Source organism: Mycobacterium sp. ZZG, from assembly GCF_054786995.1.
On record NZ_JBTBFV010000050.1, the window covers coordinates 1 to 17,461 of the forward strand.

The window sequence follows — 17,461 nt, forward strand, 5'->3', positions numbered from 1 at the left end:
GCTGAACCAGATACCCAGACACGGGCGTCATGAACACTAAAGATAACCATTCCATGACGAAATGCACTGACCCACAGAGGGTGTGTCGCCTACATCAAAGACAAGCCCTCAAGGGGCCGTAGATAACCAACGCGATCTTGAAGGCGGCCTCGGTTTTCTTCGCCGCCGAGCTCGACCGGCCCTCTCAGTAGTCGTGGAGTTCATCAGCGCCCACCAGCACATGCGGGTGGGCGTTGATGGTCTCAAGTGGGGTGTCGAGTCGATGTGCGCTGTGCTTTCCGAGTACGGCGTCACGATCGCCCCGTCGACGTATTACGCCCACCGCGCCCGTCAGGGCCCCTCGAAAGCCGACTGGGCCGATGCGCAGGTGATCGATGCGATCTGGCAGCTTCGCCAATCGCAGAGTCTGTACCGAGTCCTGGGCGCTCGTAAGACATGGATTGTATTGCGCACCAACGGTATCGACGTGTCGCGCTGTGTCGTGGAACGGGTCATGCGGGAGATGGGTTGGCGGGGTGCGTGCAAGCGCCGGCGGGTGCGCACCACCGTCGCCGATCCGGCAGCGACGCGAGCCCCGGATCGGGTCCGGCGTAATTTCGTCGCCGGTGCGCCTGACCGATTGTGGGTGGCCGATTTCACCTACTGCCGGACTCGTGCCGGCTGGGCCTACACGGCATTCGTCACCGATGTCTATGCCCGCAAGATCGTGGGTTGGAAGGTGGCTACCGAGATGACCCAGAAGCTGGTGACCGATGCGATCGACCATGCTATCGACACCAGAAAGCGTTCGGGTGCAACATCTTTGGAATCACTTATTCACCACAGCGATGCGGGAGCTCAGTATACGGCGGTCGCGTTCACCGAACGTCTGGCCGCTGAGGGGATCCTGCCTTCAGTCGGATCCGTCGGGGATAGTTTCGATAATGCTCTGGCCGAATCGGTGAACAGCAGCTACAAGACCGAACTCATCGACCGCCAGCCGCTCTATCCCGGTGCCACCGAACTGGCGCTGGGGACCGCCGAATGGGTGGCCTTCTACAACCGTCAGCGACCCAACGGCTACTGCCAGGACCTAACCCCCGATCGGGCCGAAGCGCTCTACTACCATCGCCAACGGCACCCTCATGCCGAGGAGGCACTCAGATAAGAGAACCTCCCGACATGCCGGGGCGGATCAGTCAGCGGGCTCTTTCGGCGATGTAGGCGGTCCAGTCGCGGGCAGCAAGTCTGGCCCAGTCGGCGGCGTTTTTGTCGGTGAGCCCGAGCAGTTCGGCCAGGACTGGTGCGGGCATGTCGCCGGAGAGGTGGAAGAGGGTCGCTTTGCGGTTCTCGTAGGGCTTGATCCCGATGGCGACGAGCTGGGAGCGGATGTTCTCGGTGGCGAGGTGCGCTGCAGGGTTGCCGCCGGGGAACAGCCAGCCGGTTCCGCGTGAGGCGTAGAGGCTTTTGCCGCGGTGCTCGAGGTGCTCACGGATGAGGTCGTCGAGGAGCGGCGGCATCTGGACTGGAATCTTGCTGAAGGTGACGTGCACGGCCCGGTCGTCGGTGATCGCGACCTGACTGGTGCGCATGGCGACGATGCGTGAAAGCGGCTGTGCGAACAGCAATGTGAGCAGGCCCGCAATTCGTGTATAACGGCGCACGGTCGTGTCGTGCAGCAGACGCTCTACGGCCGCCCACCGCTGCGTATCGGAGACGGTTACTGAGGGCGGTGACTGCGGGACGTCGGGGACTCGGAGTTTGGTGTTGGTGCGGGATTGGCGTAGCCAGACGATGAAGGCGTACTCATGGTTCAGCATCCTGCCGACGTGTTCTTGGTAGCGCTCCAACAGATCCTGGGTCGCGGTCGCCGCACTGGCGTCATGGCGGGCGAGGAAGCCCACGAACTCGATCGCGACGCGGATGCGCCGTCGACACGCATCGGCCATCGACTTGGTCAACCGGTCTTCACGGGCGGCCTTGCGCATTCCTCGCAGCACCTGCCAGTGCGCGAATCGGCGAATCAAGGCGGCGTCCTCGGCGGGCAGTTCGGCGACGATGTCTTCGATCCAGGGCAGCATCCGTTCGATGCGGATGTCGAACGGTTCCAGGACACCGACCGCGACGAGAAGACTGCGAAGGTAGTCGTGGGCACGATCCGAGGGCAGGGTGCGGAAGGTGTCGTGGCTGATGTCGACCGCGCCGCAAGCCATCTGCCCGAGAAGTTGGGGGCCGATGCCAGGTTTCTTGCGCAGCCACCACAGCCCTGTTTGTGGGCGTTCGGAGTTCACCAGCTCGTCGAAGACCGGCCGCAATTGGCGGTGAATCTGGCCGGTCGTCGGGTCGGCGAGCAAGTCGCTGAGGCGTTCACGCAGGAAGCATCGCGCGCACCGATTGTGCCCGTAGGGATGGTCTTCGCGCCCGCATTCGCGGCACCCGAAGATCGACTCGACACCGGCACATGACGCGCACACCACCGTCTCGCCGCGTCGCCATGCCAGCGGCCGCACGACATGGCAGCCCGGACAGGTTTCGGGGTGGTAGTGCCGCCTGCGACGGCAGCCGACACAAATGCGACACCCATGCGTCAGCCGGGTCAGGTAGTTGGTGCTTGCGCACTCCCAGCAGGCTCGTCGATTCACTCGTTGTCGCCGGGGCGGCGGATCCTGGCGCGGATCGGCCGCAGGTCGCCGATCCCGGGCCCGCTGTCGTTGACTGCGGGTGCCTCGCGGATCTGTTCTTGGGCGAGCTCGAACAGATCGTTGGGGGTGCACGCCAGGATGTCGCACAGCGCCGCCAGCAGGTCGAGATTGATGCGCTGTGGAGGCTTGGTAGCGATCCGGTGAACCATCTGTCGGGAGATCTCCACGCCACGTTCGTGCAGCGGTGCGACGAGGTCGGTGGTGGCGAACATGCCGTTCTCGGCCATCAGGCGGCGCAGGTTCCACCGGAGGACGGTTCTAGTGCTCATCCTGGCTCCCTTCAGTCGTCGCGGATCCGTAGACGCGGCGCAGCGCCGCCTGCAACGTTTTGGTCTTGAAGTCGTTGGACACCGAGGTGTAAATCGCGGTGGTCGAGGCGTAAGAATGTCCGACCTGCTCGGTAACGAACCGTTCCGGGTAACCGAACTCGATCAGGTGGGTCACATAGGAGTGCCGCAGGCAGTGCAGGGTGAGGTCTTGAGGCAGACCGGCCTGCGCCCGCAAGTAGGCGAATCGCTTGTCCATTTGCTTGGTCGCCACCCGCTGCCGACGCTCAGTCAGCCACAACTCTTGACGGCTGCCGGGACTCAGAAGCGGCCGGGCTTGATCGACCCATTGGCGCAGTCCGTCGATCACCCAGTCGAACTCGGGAACGGCCAGCACCGTGCGACGCCGAGGGGCGCTGCCGCGGCTGGACTTGGCATACCGGACGTGGACGGCGCCGAACGTTCCCCACGCCGGCATCCGCGGGTTGGGACGCAGGTCGGCCACGTCGAGGTAGCACAGCTCTCGACGGCGTAACCCGAAGGCGTAGGCCGTCTTGATCATCTGCGCGTCGCGCAACGCCGCCAACGCGCCTTTGCGACCCGAACGCGCAATGATGTCCACTCGATCGGCAAGGAACGCGAACAACGTTTCCACCTCGTCGTAGGTGAACGGCCGGCGGGCGGGCTTGCCCTCGTATTCGACCAGATGCGCCGCGGTGTTGAAGTCATGGCAGACCTGCGACGGGATCCTTTCGAACCGCTGCTCGCACTGCGAGATCCAGCCATAACGGCCATCGAGTAGGTAGTCACAAAACAACCGCAGCGTCATGTGGTAGCCGCGAATTGTCGAGGGCGCCTTGCGGTTGTTTCCCGACATCAGAGCCGCCGTGAAGTCCTCGACATCGCCGGCCGTCCAATCCCACGGATGCGTCTCGGCGAACGCAGCGAACCGTCGCACGAACGCCAATCGCGATTCGATCGTGGCCTCGGCAAGCAGCCGGGACTTCTGCTGGCGTCGCCACCCCGACAGCATCGCTTCAAAGACCGCGGACGGTTCATCAAGATGGACCACGCCCGCGGCGAGAACGAGGTGCGCCGAACCTGGAACGCTCAACTGAAGGCCTCCAGACGGTCAACTCACAGTTGTCAATGTCAACGGCAAGTTACCACGATCTGGGCCGAAATCGCTCATCAGCACAAACGGGAAATGGTTCAATGGCGGCTTGGCGGCTCTCGCCCCAAGCGCCACCCGCGTGCGTCAACTTTAAGTTGATTGGCGATCTTCGTGACCTGAGTGCAAGAGGTGTGTGGGACAAACGTGGGCTGGCAGATGGAGGTGCTGGTGGGAAGGGGTGTGGGGCGGAAGGTGGGCTGTAGTGAGACGTGATGGGGTAAGGGGGAGTTGGAGGCGTGATTACGTCAGCAGGGCTGGTTAGAGTCCGCAACCATGGGCAAAGCAACGACGAAATCAGGGAATCTGCAACGGGCTTTGGAGGCGCGGCGTCGCGCGAATGCTGAGAGGGAGGCGCGGGAGCGCGCGATCGTGCAATCGCTCAAGGAGTTCCTCGACGAGCTGGACAAGCTGGAGCACGCCGAGCAGTCCGCAGCTAAAGATGAGGCGGCGGCGCGGACCAGGGCCGAGGAACAGATCGCCCGGATCGAAAGTGAGTTGAACGAACGGCTGGAGCGGATCCGGCAGAGCGCGCAGGAGAAGGCGACGACGATTCGGCGGACGGCCGGCGCGGCAGCACAGGTGATGCGCACCAACGGCGAAACAATCGCCAGCATCGCCGCACAGAGTGGTCAGACGCAGACGCAGGTGCGAGAACTGTTGCGCCTGGCCGACACTGAGCAGCACGACGCCGGCGAACAGACACCGCAGGACGCGCACGCCGAGAATTCGGCGACGGTCCCCAATGGGGGCGCCGATACCCCGGCGTCGCTCAGCGAAGCGGCGCAGATGAGTGAGGGGGTCGCGGCGGTGGATGATCCGGCGACCGAGGCGCTGAGCGCCTGACGGGCAGTCGCGTGAGTACCCCCAGTCGGCGGCGACAGGGCCGCGACTTGGTGGTCGACCCGATACGTCATGGCAGTGAGATCGCACGGTTCTTCGCACACGTGGTGCGTGGTCCGGGGCGACAGGACTGCTGGCTATGGACGGGCGCCATCGGATCAGATGGGTACGGGCGCTTCGCATTGCGGCGTGGCGGCTGGCGGCACGTGATGATGGTGCGGCCGCCGCGCTATGCGCTGGCGGTCGCACGGGCGGGGCAACCGCTACAGGGGGATGTGCGGGCACTGCACGAATGCGACGTCACCCTGTGTGTGCGAGTGGTGGGCGCCGAGGAGATCGCGGCCGGGGTGCGTGCGCACGTGACCGCGGGCACCCAGCAGGAGAACATGGAACAGATGGCGGCGCGGGGCCGCGGCGGTGGCCGGCCGCGCGTGATCGCGCGGGGCGCGGGTCTGCGGGCCCGACGCGAGCGTGCGCTGGCGCTGCGGGAGGCGGTGCGGTCAGGGTGGGACTCGGCCGCAGTGGAGGCGGCCATGCTCGGAGGTCAGCCACGGTTGTGGTGACCGGGAACGGGTTTCAAGCATTCGACGGGTGCAGGGTCAGACTCTGCACCCGTCGGCGTTTGCATGGTGAGAGTCACCGGCAGGGGGTCATCGGAGTTGTGCGAGTGACAGCGGTTCGCGGCGCGGAGGCGACGGTGGTGGATCGGCAATTATCGGATGCGCCACTCGTTGATGTGGTCCACCACCGTGACAGTCGCGCCGTGGTCATACCACTGGTGAGTGCCGTCGGTGAAGCTCAAATCTGTCGAGTACGTGGCATCCGGGACTGGCATACTCCAGCGGCGCCGGACGACCCGCCCGTCGGCGAGTACGTCGCCTTTGGCGACGAATGCTGCCAGCTTGACACTGCTCGTGTCGTTCTCTCGGGTGTGCCGTGCGGGTTCATCGGCCGCGTTGGCGGCGGTCGCAGGCGGGATGGTCATGGGAGGGTTCCTTCCGATTCGGTGGTGGTTCAGGCGGCGTCGAACAGGCTCATCTGTCCGGAGGGCGTGATGTCCAGGACGCGTTCGCGCCAGGCCAGGGCGTAGGGCAGGCAGTTGTTGCACGCGGCGTGCGTGTGCCCGGGAAGCGGCTCGCTCATTCGCGCTGCCCAACTCCACGCCATTGAGTCGGCGCTGAGGACTCTGTGGCCGTAGCGCTTGAGGCCCGAAAGCTTCAAGCCGTACGCGTGGAGTGGGATGTCGGGGTCGTGGCGCTGGATGGTGGACAGGATCACGTCGATCTCGGCGCTGGCCTGGCGGCGGCACATCGTGCCGACGCCGACGAGGAAGCAGTCGGACAGGTCGACGCCGGCGGCGTAGTACATGTCGACGCAGCGGCGATAATCGTCAGGCGTCCAGCCCTGCAGAACCGGGACGTAGGGCACATCCCAGTCGGGGCCGGGCCAGAGGTCCTGCAATTCTTGGAAGTTGTCGATGGTGCGGCGCTGGTGTTCACGCACGCTCAGTCCGGTGCGGGCGATCTGTTCGGGCTCGCACATCCAGTCGCCGGGCGAGGCCCATTGGAGGTTGCCGATCTCCTGGTCGTAGCGCCAGACCGCGGCGTTGTAGTCGCGGGCGGTGGTGCGCCATTGCCCGTACATCGATAGTTCGGTGAATCCGCCGGAGTCCAGCGCCCATCCGGTGAGCGCACGCGGGAAGCTCTTGCGGGGTGCCAGGCGGCGGTGGGAGATGAACAGCGGGACGTTGGCTTGGCCGAGCCAGCGCACCTCGCTGGTTCCGAGATAGAAGTACTTCATGGCGGCGGTCCTTCGTTTCTGCGGTGGCTGGGCTGTGGGGTCGGCGCCCGGTGGGGGGTGGGGGGAGCACCCCACCGGGTGGCTTCTCAGGCGGTGGGTTGGAGCGTTTCGCCGGTGACGGTTTCGACGACCAGACCCACCAGGTCACGGGCGGCTGGCGGCGTGACGGCGTTCCCTGCCAGCCGCACCTGCTCGCGCCTGGTGCCGACCATCCGGTAGCCGGTCGGGAAGTCCATCGCGGCGGTGATCTCGCGGGGCTCCAGCATCCGGAAGTAGACATCGTTGATGTCGATGGTCGGTGGCGGCGTGGGGACGGGGCCGCGGTTGAGCAGTCCGTGGCGTTCGAGGGTGGTGACCGTCGGCAGCGGCTGGTCGACGGTGCTGTTGCCGCCGGAGCCGTAGAAGCTCGTAATGAGTGGTCGGGGGGCGTCGGCGTAGACGAGGCCGTGGTGGTTGCCCGAGGCGGTGACGGTGGCCAGCGGCTCGGCCACGGAGCGGGCATCGCTGGATCCGCCGCGCAGCTCGGCGACGAAGGCGGGGAAGGCGATTCCGTCGTTCTCGCGGGTGGTGCGGGTCGGGATCGGCTCGCTGGTCGGGACGGCTTCGGTGCGCCAGGTGCCGCCGGTCGGGACCAGCAGGCCGGTCTCGTTGCGGGTGGTCATGGTGCGGGCCGGTTGATCGACCGGGACGGCGGTCTTGCCATCGCGTCCCTCGACGGGGACCAGCATCGGGGTCCAGAACCGTTCGATTCCGGCGGCGATGCGGGCCATCGTCTTGTCGGCCAGCGGGCGCGTGCGGTCTCCGATGCGGGTGCCCGTCAGCGACCAGTCGATGATCTCGGCGGCCGGCCACATTCCCGCTGACGCGAAATTCAAGATCTCCGTCTACGCCGGCCACGCCAATCCCGCCTCGATCAAGATCCTGCAGGAACTCGGCGCCGACAGCGTGAACCCGGTGGGCGACCTGAGCCGGCCCATGCTGGGCGCCATCCGCCGCAATGTCGATGTGCCTCTTGACGTCTGGGCCGAGACCTTCGAGTCGTTCGGTGGGATGAACCGGCTCTGGGAGGCCGGCGACATCGCCCGCGTCGCCGGCCCGGTCTACTTCAAGATCGAGCCAGGTGAGTCCGAGGCCGTGATGTACAACGGCTGGGTCCGGCCGGAGTTCCACGAGGAACTCATCCGCCACAAGGTGCGGCACGCAGCCATCCTCAACGAGTTGGTGGCCACCAGCACCCCCGACGTGGCCGTCTCGCCTCGGCCCCGGCTGGCCGCTGCGGCGCTGACGAACTGACGTCACGGATGCACACCACGCGAAGGCGCCCCGCTGCCGCGGTCATCGGCTCCGGGAACATCGGCACCGACCTGATGTACAAGCTGCGACGGTCGGAGGTGCTCGACATCGCGGCCATGGTCGGAATCGACCCGCGCAGTGACGGTTTGGCCCGCGCAGCGGGCCTGGACGTGGCGACCACCGCTGACGGGGTGGAAGGGCTGCTGGCGATGAGCGTCTTCGATGACGTCGACGTCGTGTTCGACGCCACCAGCGCCTACGCCCACCGCCACAACGACGCCCGGCTGGAACCCACCGGCCGGCTCGTCGTGGACCTGACCCCCGCGGCCATCGGCCCGTACGTGGTGCCCGCGGTCAACCTGTCCGGGTTGGCCGGTCAGCGCAATCTGAACATGGTGACCTGCGGCGGCCAGGCGACGGTGCCGATCGTCGCCGCGCTGTCGCGGGTCACCCGGGTGCACTACGCCGAGATCGTCGCGTCCATCTCGTCGCGGTCGGCAGGCCCCGGCACCCGGGCCAACATCGACGAGTTCACCCAGACCACCGCGCGCGCACTGCAAACGGTGGGCGGCGCCGCGCGCGGCAAGGCGATCATCGTACTGAACCCGGCCGAGCCGCCGATGATCATGCGCGACACCGTGGCCGCACTGGTGTCGAGTGTGGACCACGCGGCGATCAGCGCGGCGGTCACCGCCATGGTGCGCGATGTCGCCCACTACGTCCCCGGTTACCGGCTGCGTCAGGACGTCCAGTTCTCCACCGTCACGGCAACCGATCCGCGCAGAAGACTTGTCCCCGAGTCGGATCGGACAGCTGACCTCACCCACGTGACGGTGTTCCTGGAGGTGGAGGGGGCCGGCGACTACCTGCCGCCTTACGCCGGCAACCTCGACATCATGACGGCGGCTGCGGTCCGGGTGGCCGAGCACGCAGTCTCCGGTGCGGGGGTGACGTTGTGAAGGACGGCCTCTACATCCAGGACGTGACCCTGCGCGACGGGATGCACGCGATCGGGCACTCGTTCACCCTCGACGATGTGCGCCGGATCGCCCGGGCGCTCGACCAGGCCGGCGTCACCGCCATCGAAGTGGCCCACGGTGACGGTCTGGCCGGCGGCAGCCTGACCTACGGAGCCGGCGCCCACAGCGACGCCGAGTGGATCAGCGCCGCGGCGGAGGTCATCGACAACGCCCGGCTGACCACCCTGCTGCTCCCCGGCATCGGCACCGTCGACGACCTGCGCGCCGCGGTGGATCTCGGCGTCACGTCGGTGCGGATCGCCACCCACTGCACCGAGGCCGACATCGCCCGCCAGCACATCGGCACCGCAGTCGACCTGGGCCTCGACGTGGCCGGCTTTCTGATGATGGCGCATCTGACGGATCCGGAAACGCTGGCGGCCCAGGCGAAGATCATGGAAGACGCCGGGGCGCGCTGTGTGTATGTCACCGACTCCGGCGGCCGGCTCACCATGGCCGGTGTGCGCGACCGGGTTCAGGCCTACCGCGCCGCACTCGACCCGAGCACCACCATCGGGGTGCACGCGCACCACAACCTGGCTCTGGGCGTGGCCAATTCGATCACCGCCGTCGAGCAGGGTGCCCATCGGGTCGATGCGTCCCTGACCGGGCTGGGCGCCGGGGCGGGCAACTGCCCGTTGGAGGCGTTCATCGCGGTGGCCGAACTCAACGGCTGGCTGCACGGGTGCGATCTGTTCGCCCTGATGGACGCGGCCGACGACCTGGTGCGCCCGCTGCACCAGCGCCCGGTGCGGGTGGATCGCGAGACCCTCACGCTGGGCTATGCCGGGGTGTATTCGAGCTTCCTGCTGCACGCCGAACGGGTTGCCGTCGACATCGGTGTCGACACCCGGGACCTGCTGGTCGAGGCCGGCCGCCGCGCGATGGTGGGCGGCCAGGAAGACCTGCTCACCGATCTCGCGCTGGACATGAGGAGGTGAAGAGTCGCTTTCTCCACCGTGCTCAGCGATCGGTCGCCGGGCACCTGGAAACGGATCCAACGCGGATCCGCCCCCCTACGATCGTCCCAAGCCACGAGAGATGAAACACCATGGAGAACGTCACCGCACCTGTGCCTTCCCGACGGCCGACCACGACGGCGCCCGTCACTCCCGCCGAACCCGGCGGGCGCCGTAACCACGGCCTGAAAGAGAACACCCTGGGTGTTCCGAGCATCTTCTTCTACATCATCGCCGCCGCATCCCCGCTGACCGTGGTGGTGGCGCTGTTCCCCATCATCATCGGCGCCGGCAACGGCGTCGGCATGCCCGGTGCCTTCGTCATCGCCGCGGTAGTGCTAATGATCTTCGCCGTCGGTTACGTGGCGATGAGCCGCCATGTCACCAATGCCGGGGCCTTCTACGCGTACGTCACGCTGGGGCTCGGCCGCGTTGCCGGCCTCGGATCGGCGTCGCTGGCCATCTTCGCCTACAACGCGATCCAGGCGGGCCTCTACGGCGGATTCGGGTACTACGCAGCCGAACTGCTCAATCCGGCCCTGGGCATCAGCCTGCCGTGGTGGGTGTACGCCTTTGTCGGGCTGCTGCTGTGTCTGGGCCTGGGCGTGCAGGGCGTGCATTCCGGCGCCCGCGTACTCGGGGTGTTCATGACCCTCGAAGTCCTCATGATCACCGTCCTGAGCGTCTTCAGCCTGTTCGGCGATGCGGTTCCGGTCTCGGAGTTCAGTTTCGAGCCCTTCAACCCGAGTGTGGTGCTGGCCGGCGCCCTCGGAGTGGCGCTGATGTTCGCCCACGCGTCCTTCATCGGTTTCGAGGGTTCGGCCATCTACGGTGAGGAAGCCCGCGACCCGGCGCGGACCATCCCCCGGGCCACCTACCTGTCCATCGCGTTCATGGGCGTGCTCTACGCCGTGTCGGGCTGGCTGATCATGAACGCCCTCGGCCTGAACGACGTGGTGGCCATCGCCACCGAGACCGGCGGCAACTTCATCTTCGTGGCCAGCGACACCATCATCGGCCACAACATCTCGCTGCTGTTCCAGATCCTGATCGTCACAGCCACTTTCGCGGCGATCGTCACCTTCCACAACAACGTCTCGCGGTACCTGTTCTCGCTGGGGCGCCAACACCTGGTGTGGAAGCCGCTGGGGTGGACCCTGCCGCGCCGGCAGACGCCCTGGGTGGCCTCCATCGTCCAGAGCCTGATGGTCGGGGTGGTCATCGTGGCGTTCGCCATCGCAGGCCAGGACCCGTTCGCCACCCTTTTCACCTGGGCCACCGGCATCGGCACCATCGGCGTGATCGCCTCGCAACTGGTGGCCGGGATCGCGATCTTCGTGTTCTTCCGCAAGTCGAACGTGGACAAGCGGCCGTGGAACACCGTGATCGCCCCGCTGCTGGCGATCGTCGGGCTCACCGGCTTCTTCATCCTGACCCTCAACAGCCTCGACGTGCTGCTCGGTGTGCAGGGCGCCACCGCGGTGCTGATGGTGTCGCTGGTGTTCCTGGCCTTGCTCGGCGGGGTCGCCTACGGCCTCTACCTGCGCTTCTTCGCGCCGGATCGTTACGAGCTGGTGGGCAAGGCGCTCAACGAGCGCGACCTGGAAGACCCCGCTCCAGAAGCCGTCTGAGGCAGGTTCCGCCGAAATCGAGCGCGCCGGGGCGTCGATAGGTACGTTTGTCCTTATCGATACGTACAGACGTTCCTAAAGGAGGGTCCGACCATGGCCACGGCTCCCCGGCGCGCTCGCCGTCACGACCCCGACAGAAAGGAGCGCATCGTGGAATCGGCGCTGGCGGTCCTGGCCCGCGACGGAGTAGCGGGCATCACCCACCGCGCCATCGGCGAAGCTGCCGACGTCCCACTCGGTTCCATCACCTACCACTTCAAGACACTCGACGACATCGTGCAGCTCGCCTTCCGGACGCACGTCGACAAGTTGGCCACCCGCTTCGAAAACCGGCTGGCAGCCTGCGATTCGAAGTCAGACCTGATCGAGTGCGTAGCCCTGGCCATCACCGACGATCTGGCCGCCAACCCCAACGAGCTCGCCGTCACCTTCGAACTGTACGGCGACGCGGTGCGCCGAGCCGACACCAAGCGCATCACGCAGGAGTGGATGGAGCGGGCCGAGGACGCCCTGGCCCACCACTTCGATCGTGCCACCGCTCGCCTGATCGACGTCGTGGTCGAGGGCCTGATGGTGCACATGTCCATTGCCCAACAACCGATTTCGAAGGACGCGGTACGCGCCCTGCTGATCACGGCCGCCAATCCCGGCCCGAACTGAACTGGAGCCATCATGACCTTTCACGACAAGATGTTCGTAGCCGGAAGCTGGACCGAAGCCTCCGGAGGAGCAAAAGACCAGATCCTGGCACCCGCCACCGGTGAAGCGTTTGCGGAGGCCGCCCACGGCACGGCCGCCGACGTCGACCGCGCCGTCGCCGCCGCCCATGCCGCATTCCCGGACTGGGCCCGCACTCCCGTCGGCGAACGTGCTCGCGCCTTTCTCGAGCTCGCCGACCGCATCGAAGCCGACGCTCGCACCCTCGCCGAGATCGAGTCTCGCAACGCCGGCAAGCCCATCAGCGGCGCGCTCGAAGAGATGGAGATGATTCCCGACCATCTTCGGTTCTTCGCCGGGGCTGCCCGCACCATCGAAGGCCGTGCCGCCGGCGAGTTCGTCCCCGGTACCACCAGCATCATCCGGCGCGATCCTCTCGGGGTGGTCGGCTCGGTCGCCCCGTGGAACTTCCCGCTGTTGATGGCCATCTGGAAGATCGCCCCCGCTCTGCTCACCGGGAACACGTTGGTGCTCAAACCTTCTGAGCACACACCGTTCTCGGTGCTGCGCCTGGCGGAGCTGGCCGCCGACCTGTTCCCCGCCGGGGTCTTGAACATCGTCACCGGTGACGGCGAGGATGTCGGCGCGAGCCTGGTGTCGCACCCGCTGGTGCGGATGTCCTCGCTCACCGGTTCTGTCGAGACCGGCCGGTCGATGCTGCGGGCTTCCGCAGATTCCAACCTCAAGCGGCTGCACCTCGAACTCGGTGGCAAGGCACCGGTGCTGGTGTACCCGGACGCCGATGTGGCACTCGCGGTCGAGAAGATCATGCAGGGTGCGTTCGGCAACGCGGGCCAGGACTGCATGGCAGCGTCGCGCATCTACGTCCATGACTCCCTGCATGACGACCTGGTGTCCGGACTCGAGAAGGCAGTCAAGGAGTTGAATCTCGGTGACCTCGCCGACGAGAACACCGTCATGGGTCCGGTGATCACCGCCGCGCACCGCGACCGCGTGGAAGGCTTCGTCTCCCGCGCCAAGGCCACCGGCCACACCGAGCTGCTCCAGGGCGACAACCCCGGCACCGGTTTCTACACCGCCCCCACCGTGGTGGTCGGCACCAAGCAGGACGACGAGATCATCAGCGCCGAGGTGTTCGGGCCGGTGACGTCGGTGACCCGGTTCAGCGACAACGACGACGTGCTCGCCTGGGCCAACGACACCGAATACGGCTTGGCCGCTTCGGTGTTCACCCGCGATGTGGGCCGTGCCATGGTCACCTCCGGTGCACTCCAATTCGGCACGGTGTGGGTCAACGACCACGCTCCGGTGACGCCGGAGATGCCACACGGCGGCTTCAAGCAGTCCGGCCACGGCAAGGACATGTCGGTGTACGCACTCGAGGCCTACACCGAGATCAAGCACGTGATGATCAACCATGCGACCGCCTGACATGACGGTCAGCGCCATCAACACGTTCCGTCTGCGGCCGGGTGTCCCGGTCGCCGACTTCGAGCAGTTCTCCGCTGAACTCGATCGCCCGGTGTGCCTCGCGTTCGACGAAGTGCTGGGGTTCGACGTCTATCTCTCCGACGACGGCGTGGTCGTCGAGGTGATGACGGTGACCTCCTGGCCCGACTGGGAACAGGTGCGCGACAACGCACCCGAGCTCAAACCCGTCGTCGCCCGCTTCGACGAGCTCGTGGAACCGGGCAGCGTCAGCACCATCTTCACCCGTCATTCCCCACTCAGGAGTTCCGATGCCCACTGACTACGACGCCGTCATCATCGGCGCCGGCCACAACGGCCTCGTCACCGCCAACTACCTGGCCCGCGCAGGCAAGTCGGTGCTGGTGCTCGAGGCGCGCGACCTCGTGGGCGGCGCCTGCGTCACCGAGGAGCTGATCCCCGGCTCCAAGTGGTCGTCGTGCGCCTTCATCGCCGGCCTGCTGCGTCCCGAGATCATCACCGAACTTGAGCTGGCCAAGTACGGCCTGGAGCTCTACCAGGGTGATGCACTGTCGTTCAGCCTGTTCCGCGACGGCACCTCCTTCACCATGTGGAAGGAGACCGACCGGACGCTGCGGGAGCTCGAGAAGCTCAGCAAGAAGGATGCACAGGCGTTCCTCGACTTCGGCATCCGGCTGCAACGCTTCGCCGGGCTGGTCACGCCGTACCTGCTGAAGCCGCCGCCGGAACGCTCTGAGGTGTTCGCCGCGTTCGAAGCCGCCGGCGAGCAGACGCTGTTCGACGAGTTCACCCTGCTCTCGGTGCGGGATCTGCTGGACCGGTATTTCGAGGACGAGCGGCTCAAGAGCATGCTGACGTTCTTCGGCATGGTGTCGATCTTCGGCGGCCCCTCCACTCCCGGTACCGCCTACACCTACGGCCACCATTCCTGGGGCGAGTTCAACGGCAACTTCGGCCAGTTCGGGATGGCCCGCGGCGGCATGGGTGCCATCAGCGAGGCGCTGGCGGCCTCGGCCCGGGCACACGGGGCCACCATCCGCACCTCGGCCCCGGTGGACCGGGTGCTCGTCGAGCGTGGGGTCGCCACCGGGGTGCGATTGCGGGACGGCTCGGTGATCACCGCGAAGCAGGTGTTCTCCAACGCCGACCCCAAACGATCCCTGCTGCAGTTGCTGGAACCGGGGGTGCTGGCGCCGAAGCTGGTCCGCGACGTCGAGAACATCGACACCCGTGGTTCGATGGCCCGGATCCATCTGTTGATCGATGAACTGCCGCAGTACCTTCCGTTCACCGACGCCACCGAGGGACCCCAGCACCACGGCCACCAGCTGCTCGGCCCCAGCCGGGAGGCGTTCGAGGAGGCCTACGAGGCGCAACGACGCGGCACGTTCCCCAGCACGTTCGTCATCGAGGCCGTCACTCAGTCGGTCACCGACGACACCCTGGCCCCCAAGGGTCTGCACACGATGACCCTGGGCATTCAGCAGCTGCCGTCCGAGCTCACCGGCACCACCTGGGCCGCGGAGAAGGAGAAGTGGGCCGACCTGGTGCTCGAGGACCTGTTCACCTACGCTCCGAATCTGCGTGAACACATCCTCGATCGGGTGATCATCACTCCCGACGACCTGCACAACGAGTATCTGATCACCGACGGCAACATCTTCCACGGTTCGATGATGCTCGATCAGTTGTTCGGCGCCCGGCCCATCCCGGAGCTCGCGAATTACCGCACTCCCGTGCGTAATTACTACCTGTGCGGCTCGGGTACCCATCCCGGTGGCGGGGTGATGGGGGCCAACGGCCACAACGCCGCCAAGGCGGCACTGGCCGACACCGACGGCGTGGTCTCGGCCGCACCACTGCGCTCGGCCGGGACAAGGGCGCCCTGGCAGCAGCGGATGGTCGGCACCCTGATGGGTACCAGGCCGGGCCGCTGGTTCGGATACCAGGCCGCGCGCCAACCCGCACTGCGCAAGATCACCGCGTACGCCGCTCGCGTCCGATGAACCAGCTGCGCAGCGTCAAATGGTTTGCCGGGCAGGATGTTCCCGGCTTCGTGCACCGCTCGGCCATGCGGGCGTCCGGGTTCTCCCGGATGGCGTTCGAGGGCAGGCCCATCGTCGGGATCTGCAACTCGTGGTCGGAGGTGGTCAACTGCAACATGCACTTCCGCGGGCTGGCAGACTCGGTGCGGCGCGGGGTGCTGGCCGCCGGCGGGTTCCCTCTGGAGTTCCCCACCATCTCCCTCGGTGAGCAGTTGATGAAGCCGACCACCATGTTGTTCCGCAACCTGATGGCCATGGACGTCGAGGAGTCCATCCGGGCCTACCCATTCGATGCCGTGGTGCTGCTGGGTGGCTGCGACAAGACGGTGCCCGCACAGCTGATGGGCGCGGCCAGTGCGGATGTCCCGGCCATTGTGCTCACCGGAGGGCCCGCCGCACCGGCGGTGTTCGACGGCAAGCAGATGGGCGTCGGCACCGACCTGTGGCAGTACATCGACGATGTGCGGGCGGGCCGGATGTCGATGGCCGACTACGAGCGTCTCGAGGCCGCGGCCGGCCCGTCCCGCGGGCACTGCCCGGAGATGGGCACGGCCTCCACCATGGCCACGATCGTGGAGGGGCTGGGCATGACACTGCCCGGCGCCGCCGCGGTGCCGGCCATGGACTCGCGGCGGTTGCAGGTGGCCGAGGAGGTGGGTGCGCGTGCGGTGGGCCTGGCCTCCGAGGGAGTGCGTCCCTCGCACGTGCTCACTGCCGAGGCCTTCGACAATGCCATCACTCTGATGCTGGCGGTCGGCGGGTCCACCAACGCGATCGTGCACCTTCTGGCCATCGCCGGCCGCGCCGGGGTGCCGCTTACCCTGGACCGGTTCCACGAATTGTCCGCGCGCACACCGCTGATGGTGAACGTGCGGCCCGCCGGGGAGCACCTGGTGGAGCAGGTGTTCCACGCCGGCGGCATCCCCGCGGTGATGAAGTCCATCGAGACCCTGCTGCACACCGACGCGCTGACCGTCAGCGGCAAGACCGTCGCCGACAACCTGCCCTCCGGCATCTCCACCGCCGCAGAGGTCATCGCCACCATCGATGCCCCGTTCCAGCCGCCGCAGGGCCTGGCCGTGGTGCGCGGCAACCTGGCGCCCAGCGGCGCAGTGATCAAGTGCAGCGCGGCCACCCCTGCCCTGCTGGTGCACCAGGGGCCCGCCGTGGTGTTCGACGACATGCGCGACATGATGGCCCGCTTCGACGACCCCGACCTGGATGTCACCGCGGATTCCGTGCTGGTGCTGCGCAATGCCGGCCCGCGCGGTGCCCCCGGCATGCCCGAATGGGGCCAGCTGCCCATCCCCAGCAAGCTGCTGCGCCAGGGCGTCACCGACATGGTGCGGATTTCCGATGCCCGGATGAGCGGAACCGCCTACGGCACGTGTGTTCTGCACGTCAGCCCCGAGTCGGCTGCGGGCGGTCCGCTGGGCCTGGTCCGCGACGGCGACATCATCGCGCTGAACGCCCACGCCGGCACGCTGGACCTACTGGTCCCAGACGACGAACTGGCCACCCGCCAGGCGGAACCCCCGCGCCATCGACAGCGTCGTGGCTACGCGGCCATGTACGTCGACCGTGTCCTGCAGGCCGACCAAGGGTGCGATTTCGACTTTCTGGTGT

The 17,461-nt window shown here is 66.8% G+C and carries 17 protein-coding genes and 1 pseudogene; 12 read left to right on the forward strand and 6 right to left on the reverse strand.

What is annotated here, in order from left to right; all coding sequences use genetic code 11:
• Positions 1-193: 193 nt before the first annotated feature.
• Complete coding sequence (locus ACXMYJ_RS22245) at positions 194-1,147, forward strand: IS3 family transposase (RefSeq protein ID WP_460358886.1); 954 nt, start codon at positions 194-196, stop codon at positions 1,145-1,147.
• 31 nt (positions 1,148-1,178) lie between these two features.
• Here ACXMYJ_RS22245 and ACXMYJ_RS22250 read toward each other — a convergent pair whose 3' ends face one another.
• The 3 genes from ACXMYJ_RS22250 to ACXMYJ_RS22260 form a co-directional block, all read right to left on the reverse strand.
• Entirely contained in the window at positions 1,179-2,489 is a 1,311-nt protein-coding gene (locus tag ACXMYJ_RS22250; protein WP_067215230.1) for a hypothetical protein, read from the reverse strand.
• 128 nt (positions 2,490-2,617) lie between these two features.
• Positions 2,618-2,950: a helix-turn-helix domain-containing protein gene (locus tag ACXMYJ_RS22255; RefSeq protein ID WP_064403599.1), complete on the reverse strand. Its 333-nt coding sequence runs from the start codon at positions 2,948-2,950 to the stop codon at positions 2,618-2,620.
• Positions 2,940-4,061, reverse strand: a complete 1,122-nt coding sequence (locus ACXMYJ_RS22260) for a tyrosine-type recombinase/integrase (RefSeq protein WP_030133894.1) — start codon at positions 4,059-4,061, stop codon at positions 2,940-2,942. The genes ACXMYJ_RS22255 and ACXMYJ_RS22260 overlap by 11 nt, the downstream gene beginning before the upstream one ends.
• 333 nt (positions 4,062-4,394) lie before the next feature.
• Here ACXMYJ_RS22260 and ACXMYJ_RS22265 point away from each other — a divergent pair, with 333 nt between their 5' ends.
• Positions 4,395-4,964 (forward strand): hypothetical protein, encoded by a 570-nt coding sequence (locus tag ACXMYJ_RS22265; RefSeq protein ID WP_051226815.1) that lies wholly within the window; start codon positions 4,395-4,397, stop codon positions 4,962-4,964.
• Positions 4,965-4,975: 11 nt separating this feature from the next.
• Entirely contained in the window at positions 4,976-5,524 is a 549-nt protein-coding gene (locus tag ACXMYJ_RS22270) for a hypothetical protein (RefSeq protein ID WP_081660076.1), read from the forward strand.
• A gap of 149 nt (positions 5,525-5,673) precedes the next feature.
• On the opposite strand, the gene ACXMYJ_RS22275 is transcribed toward ACXMYJ_RS22270, so the two are convergent.
• The 3 genes from ACXMYJ_RS22275 to ACXMYJ_RS22285 form a co-directional block, all read right to left on the reverse strand.
• A complete protein-coding gene (locus tag ACXMYJ_RS22275) occupies positions 5,674-5,946 on the reverse strand; it encodes a hypothetical protein (RefSeq protein WP_024447880.1) in 273 nt (90 codons plus the stop codon).
• Positions 5,947-5,975: 29 nt separating this feature from the next.
• Positions 5,976-6,761, reverse strand: a complete 786-nt coding sequence (locus tag ACXMYJ_RS22280; RefSeq protein WP_024447879.1) for a deazapurine DNA modification protein DpdA family protein — start codon at positions 6,759-6,761, stop codon at positions 5,976-5,978.
• An 86-nt stretch (positions 6,762-6,847) separates the two neighbouring features.
• Positions 6,848-7,615 carry a DNA cytosine methyltransferase gene (locus tag ACXMYJ_RS22285; protein WP_024447878.1) on the reverse strand — a complete coding sequence of 256 codons (768 nt, stop codon included), beginning with the start codon at positions 7,613-7,615 and terminating at the stop codon, positions 6,848-6,850.
• Here ACXMYJ_RS22285 and ACXMYJ_RS22290 point away from each other — a divergent pair.
• The 9 genes and pseudogenes from ACXMYJ_RS22290 to ACXMYJ_RS22330 form a co-directional block, all read left to right on the forward strand.
• Positions 7,593-8,054, forward strand: a complete 462-nt coding sequence (locus ACXMYJ_RS22290) for a hypothetical protein (RefSeq protein WP_024447877.1) — start codon at positions 7,593-7,595, stop codon at positions 8,052-8,054. The two genes, ACXMYJ_RS22285 and ACXMYJ_RS22290, sit on opposite strands and share 23 nt — an antisense overlap.
• Positions 8,055-8,062: 8 nt before the next feature.
• The gene (locus ACXMYJ_RS22295; RefSeq protein ID WP_024447876.1) at positions 8,063-9,013 is read left to right on the forward strand and encodes an acetaldehyde dehydrogenase (acetylating); all 951 of its coding nucleotides are present in this window, start codon (positions 8,063-8,065) and stop codon (positions 9,011-9,013) included.
• Positions 9,010-10,014, forward strand: a complete 1,005-nt coding sequence (dmpG, locus tag ACXMYJ_RS22300; protein WP_036425511.1) for a 4-hydroxy-2-oxovalerate aldolase — start codon at positions 9,010-9,012, stop codon at positions 10,012-10,014. The genes ACXMYJ_RS22295 and dmpG overlap by 4 nt, the downstream gene beginning before the upstream one ends.
• 110 nt (positions 10,015-10,124) lie before the next feature.
• Positions 10,125-11,663, forward strand: coding sequence for an APC family permease (locus ACXMYJ_RS22305; RefSeq protein WP_024447875.1), 1,539 nt, complete (start codon positions 10,125-10,127; stop codon positions 11,661-11,663).
• A 93-nt stretch (positions 11,664-11,756) separates the two neighbouring features.
• A complete protein-coding gene (locus ACXMYJ_RS22310; RefSeq protein ID WP_024447874.1) occupies positions 11,757-12,323 on the forward strand; it encodes a TetR/AcrR family transcriptional regulator in 567 nt (188 codons plus the stop codon).
• A 12-nt stretch (positions 12,324-12,335) separates the two neighbouring features.
• A complete protein-coding gene (locus tag ACXMYJ_RS22315; protein WP_024447873.1) occupies positions 12,336-13,772 on the forward strand; it encodes an aminobutyraldehyde dehydrogenase in 1,437 nt (478 codons plus the stop codon).
• Positions 13,759-14,091 (forward strand): hypothetical protein, encoded by a 333-nt coding sequence (locus ACXMYJ_RS22320; RefSeq protein WP_024447872.1) that lies wholly within the window; start codon positions 13,759-13,761, stop codon positions 14,089-14,091. The genes ACXMYJ_RS22315 and ACXMYJ_RS22320 overlap by 14 nt, the downstream gene beginning before the upstream one ends.
• Positions 14,081-15,796: a phytoene desaturase family protein gene (locus tag ACXMYJ_RS22325; protein WP_024447871.1), complete on the forward strand. Its 1,716-nt coding sequence runs from the start codon at positions 14,081-14,083 to the stop codon at positions 15,794-15,796. The genes ACXMYJ_RS22320 and ACXMYJ_RS22325 overlap by 11 nt, the downstream gene beginning before the upstream one ends.
• Positions 15,793-17,430 (forward strand): annotated as a pseudogene (locus ACXMYJ_RS22330) (dihydroxy-acid dehydratase); the annotation flags it as partial. The gene ACXMYJ_RS22325 and the pseudogene ACXMYJ_RS22330, both read left to right, overlap by 4 nt.
• Positions 17,431-17,461 lie beyond the last annotated feature (31 nt).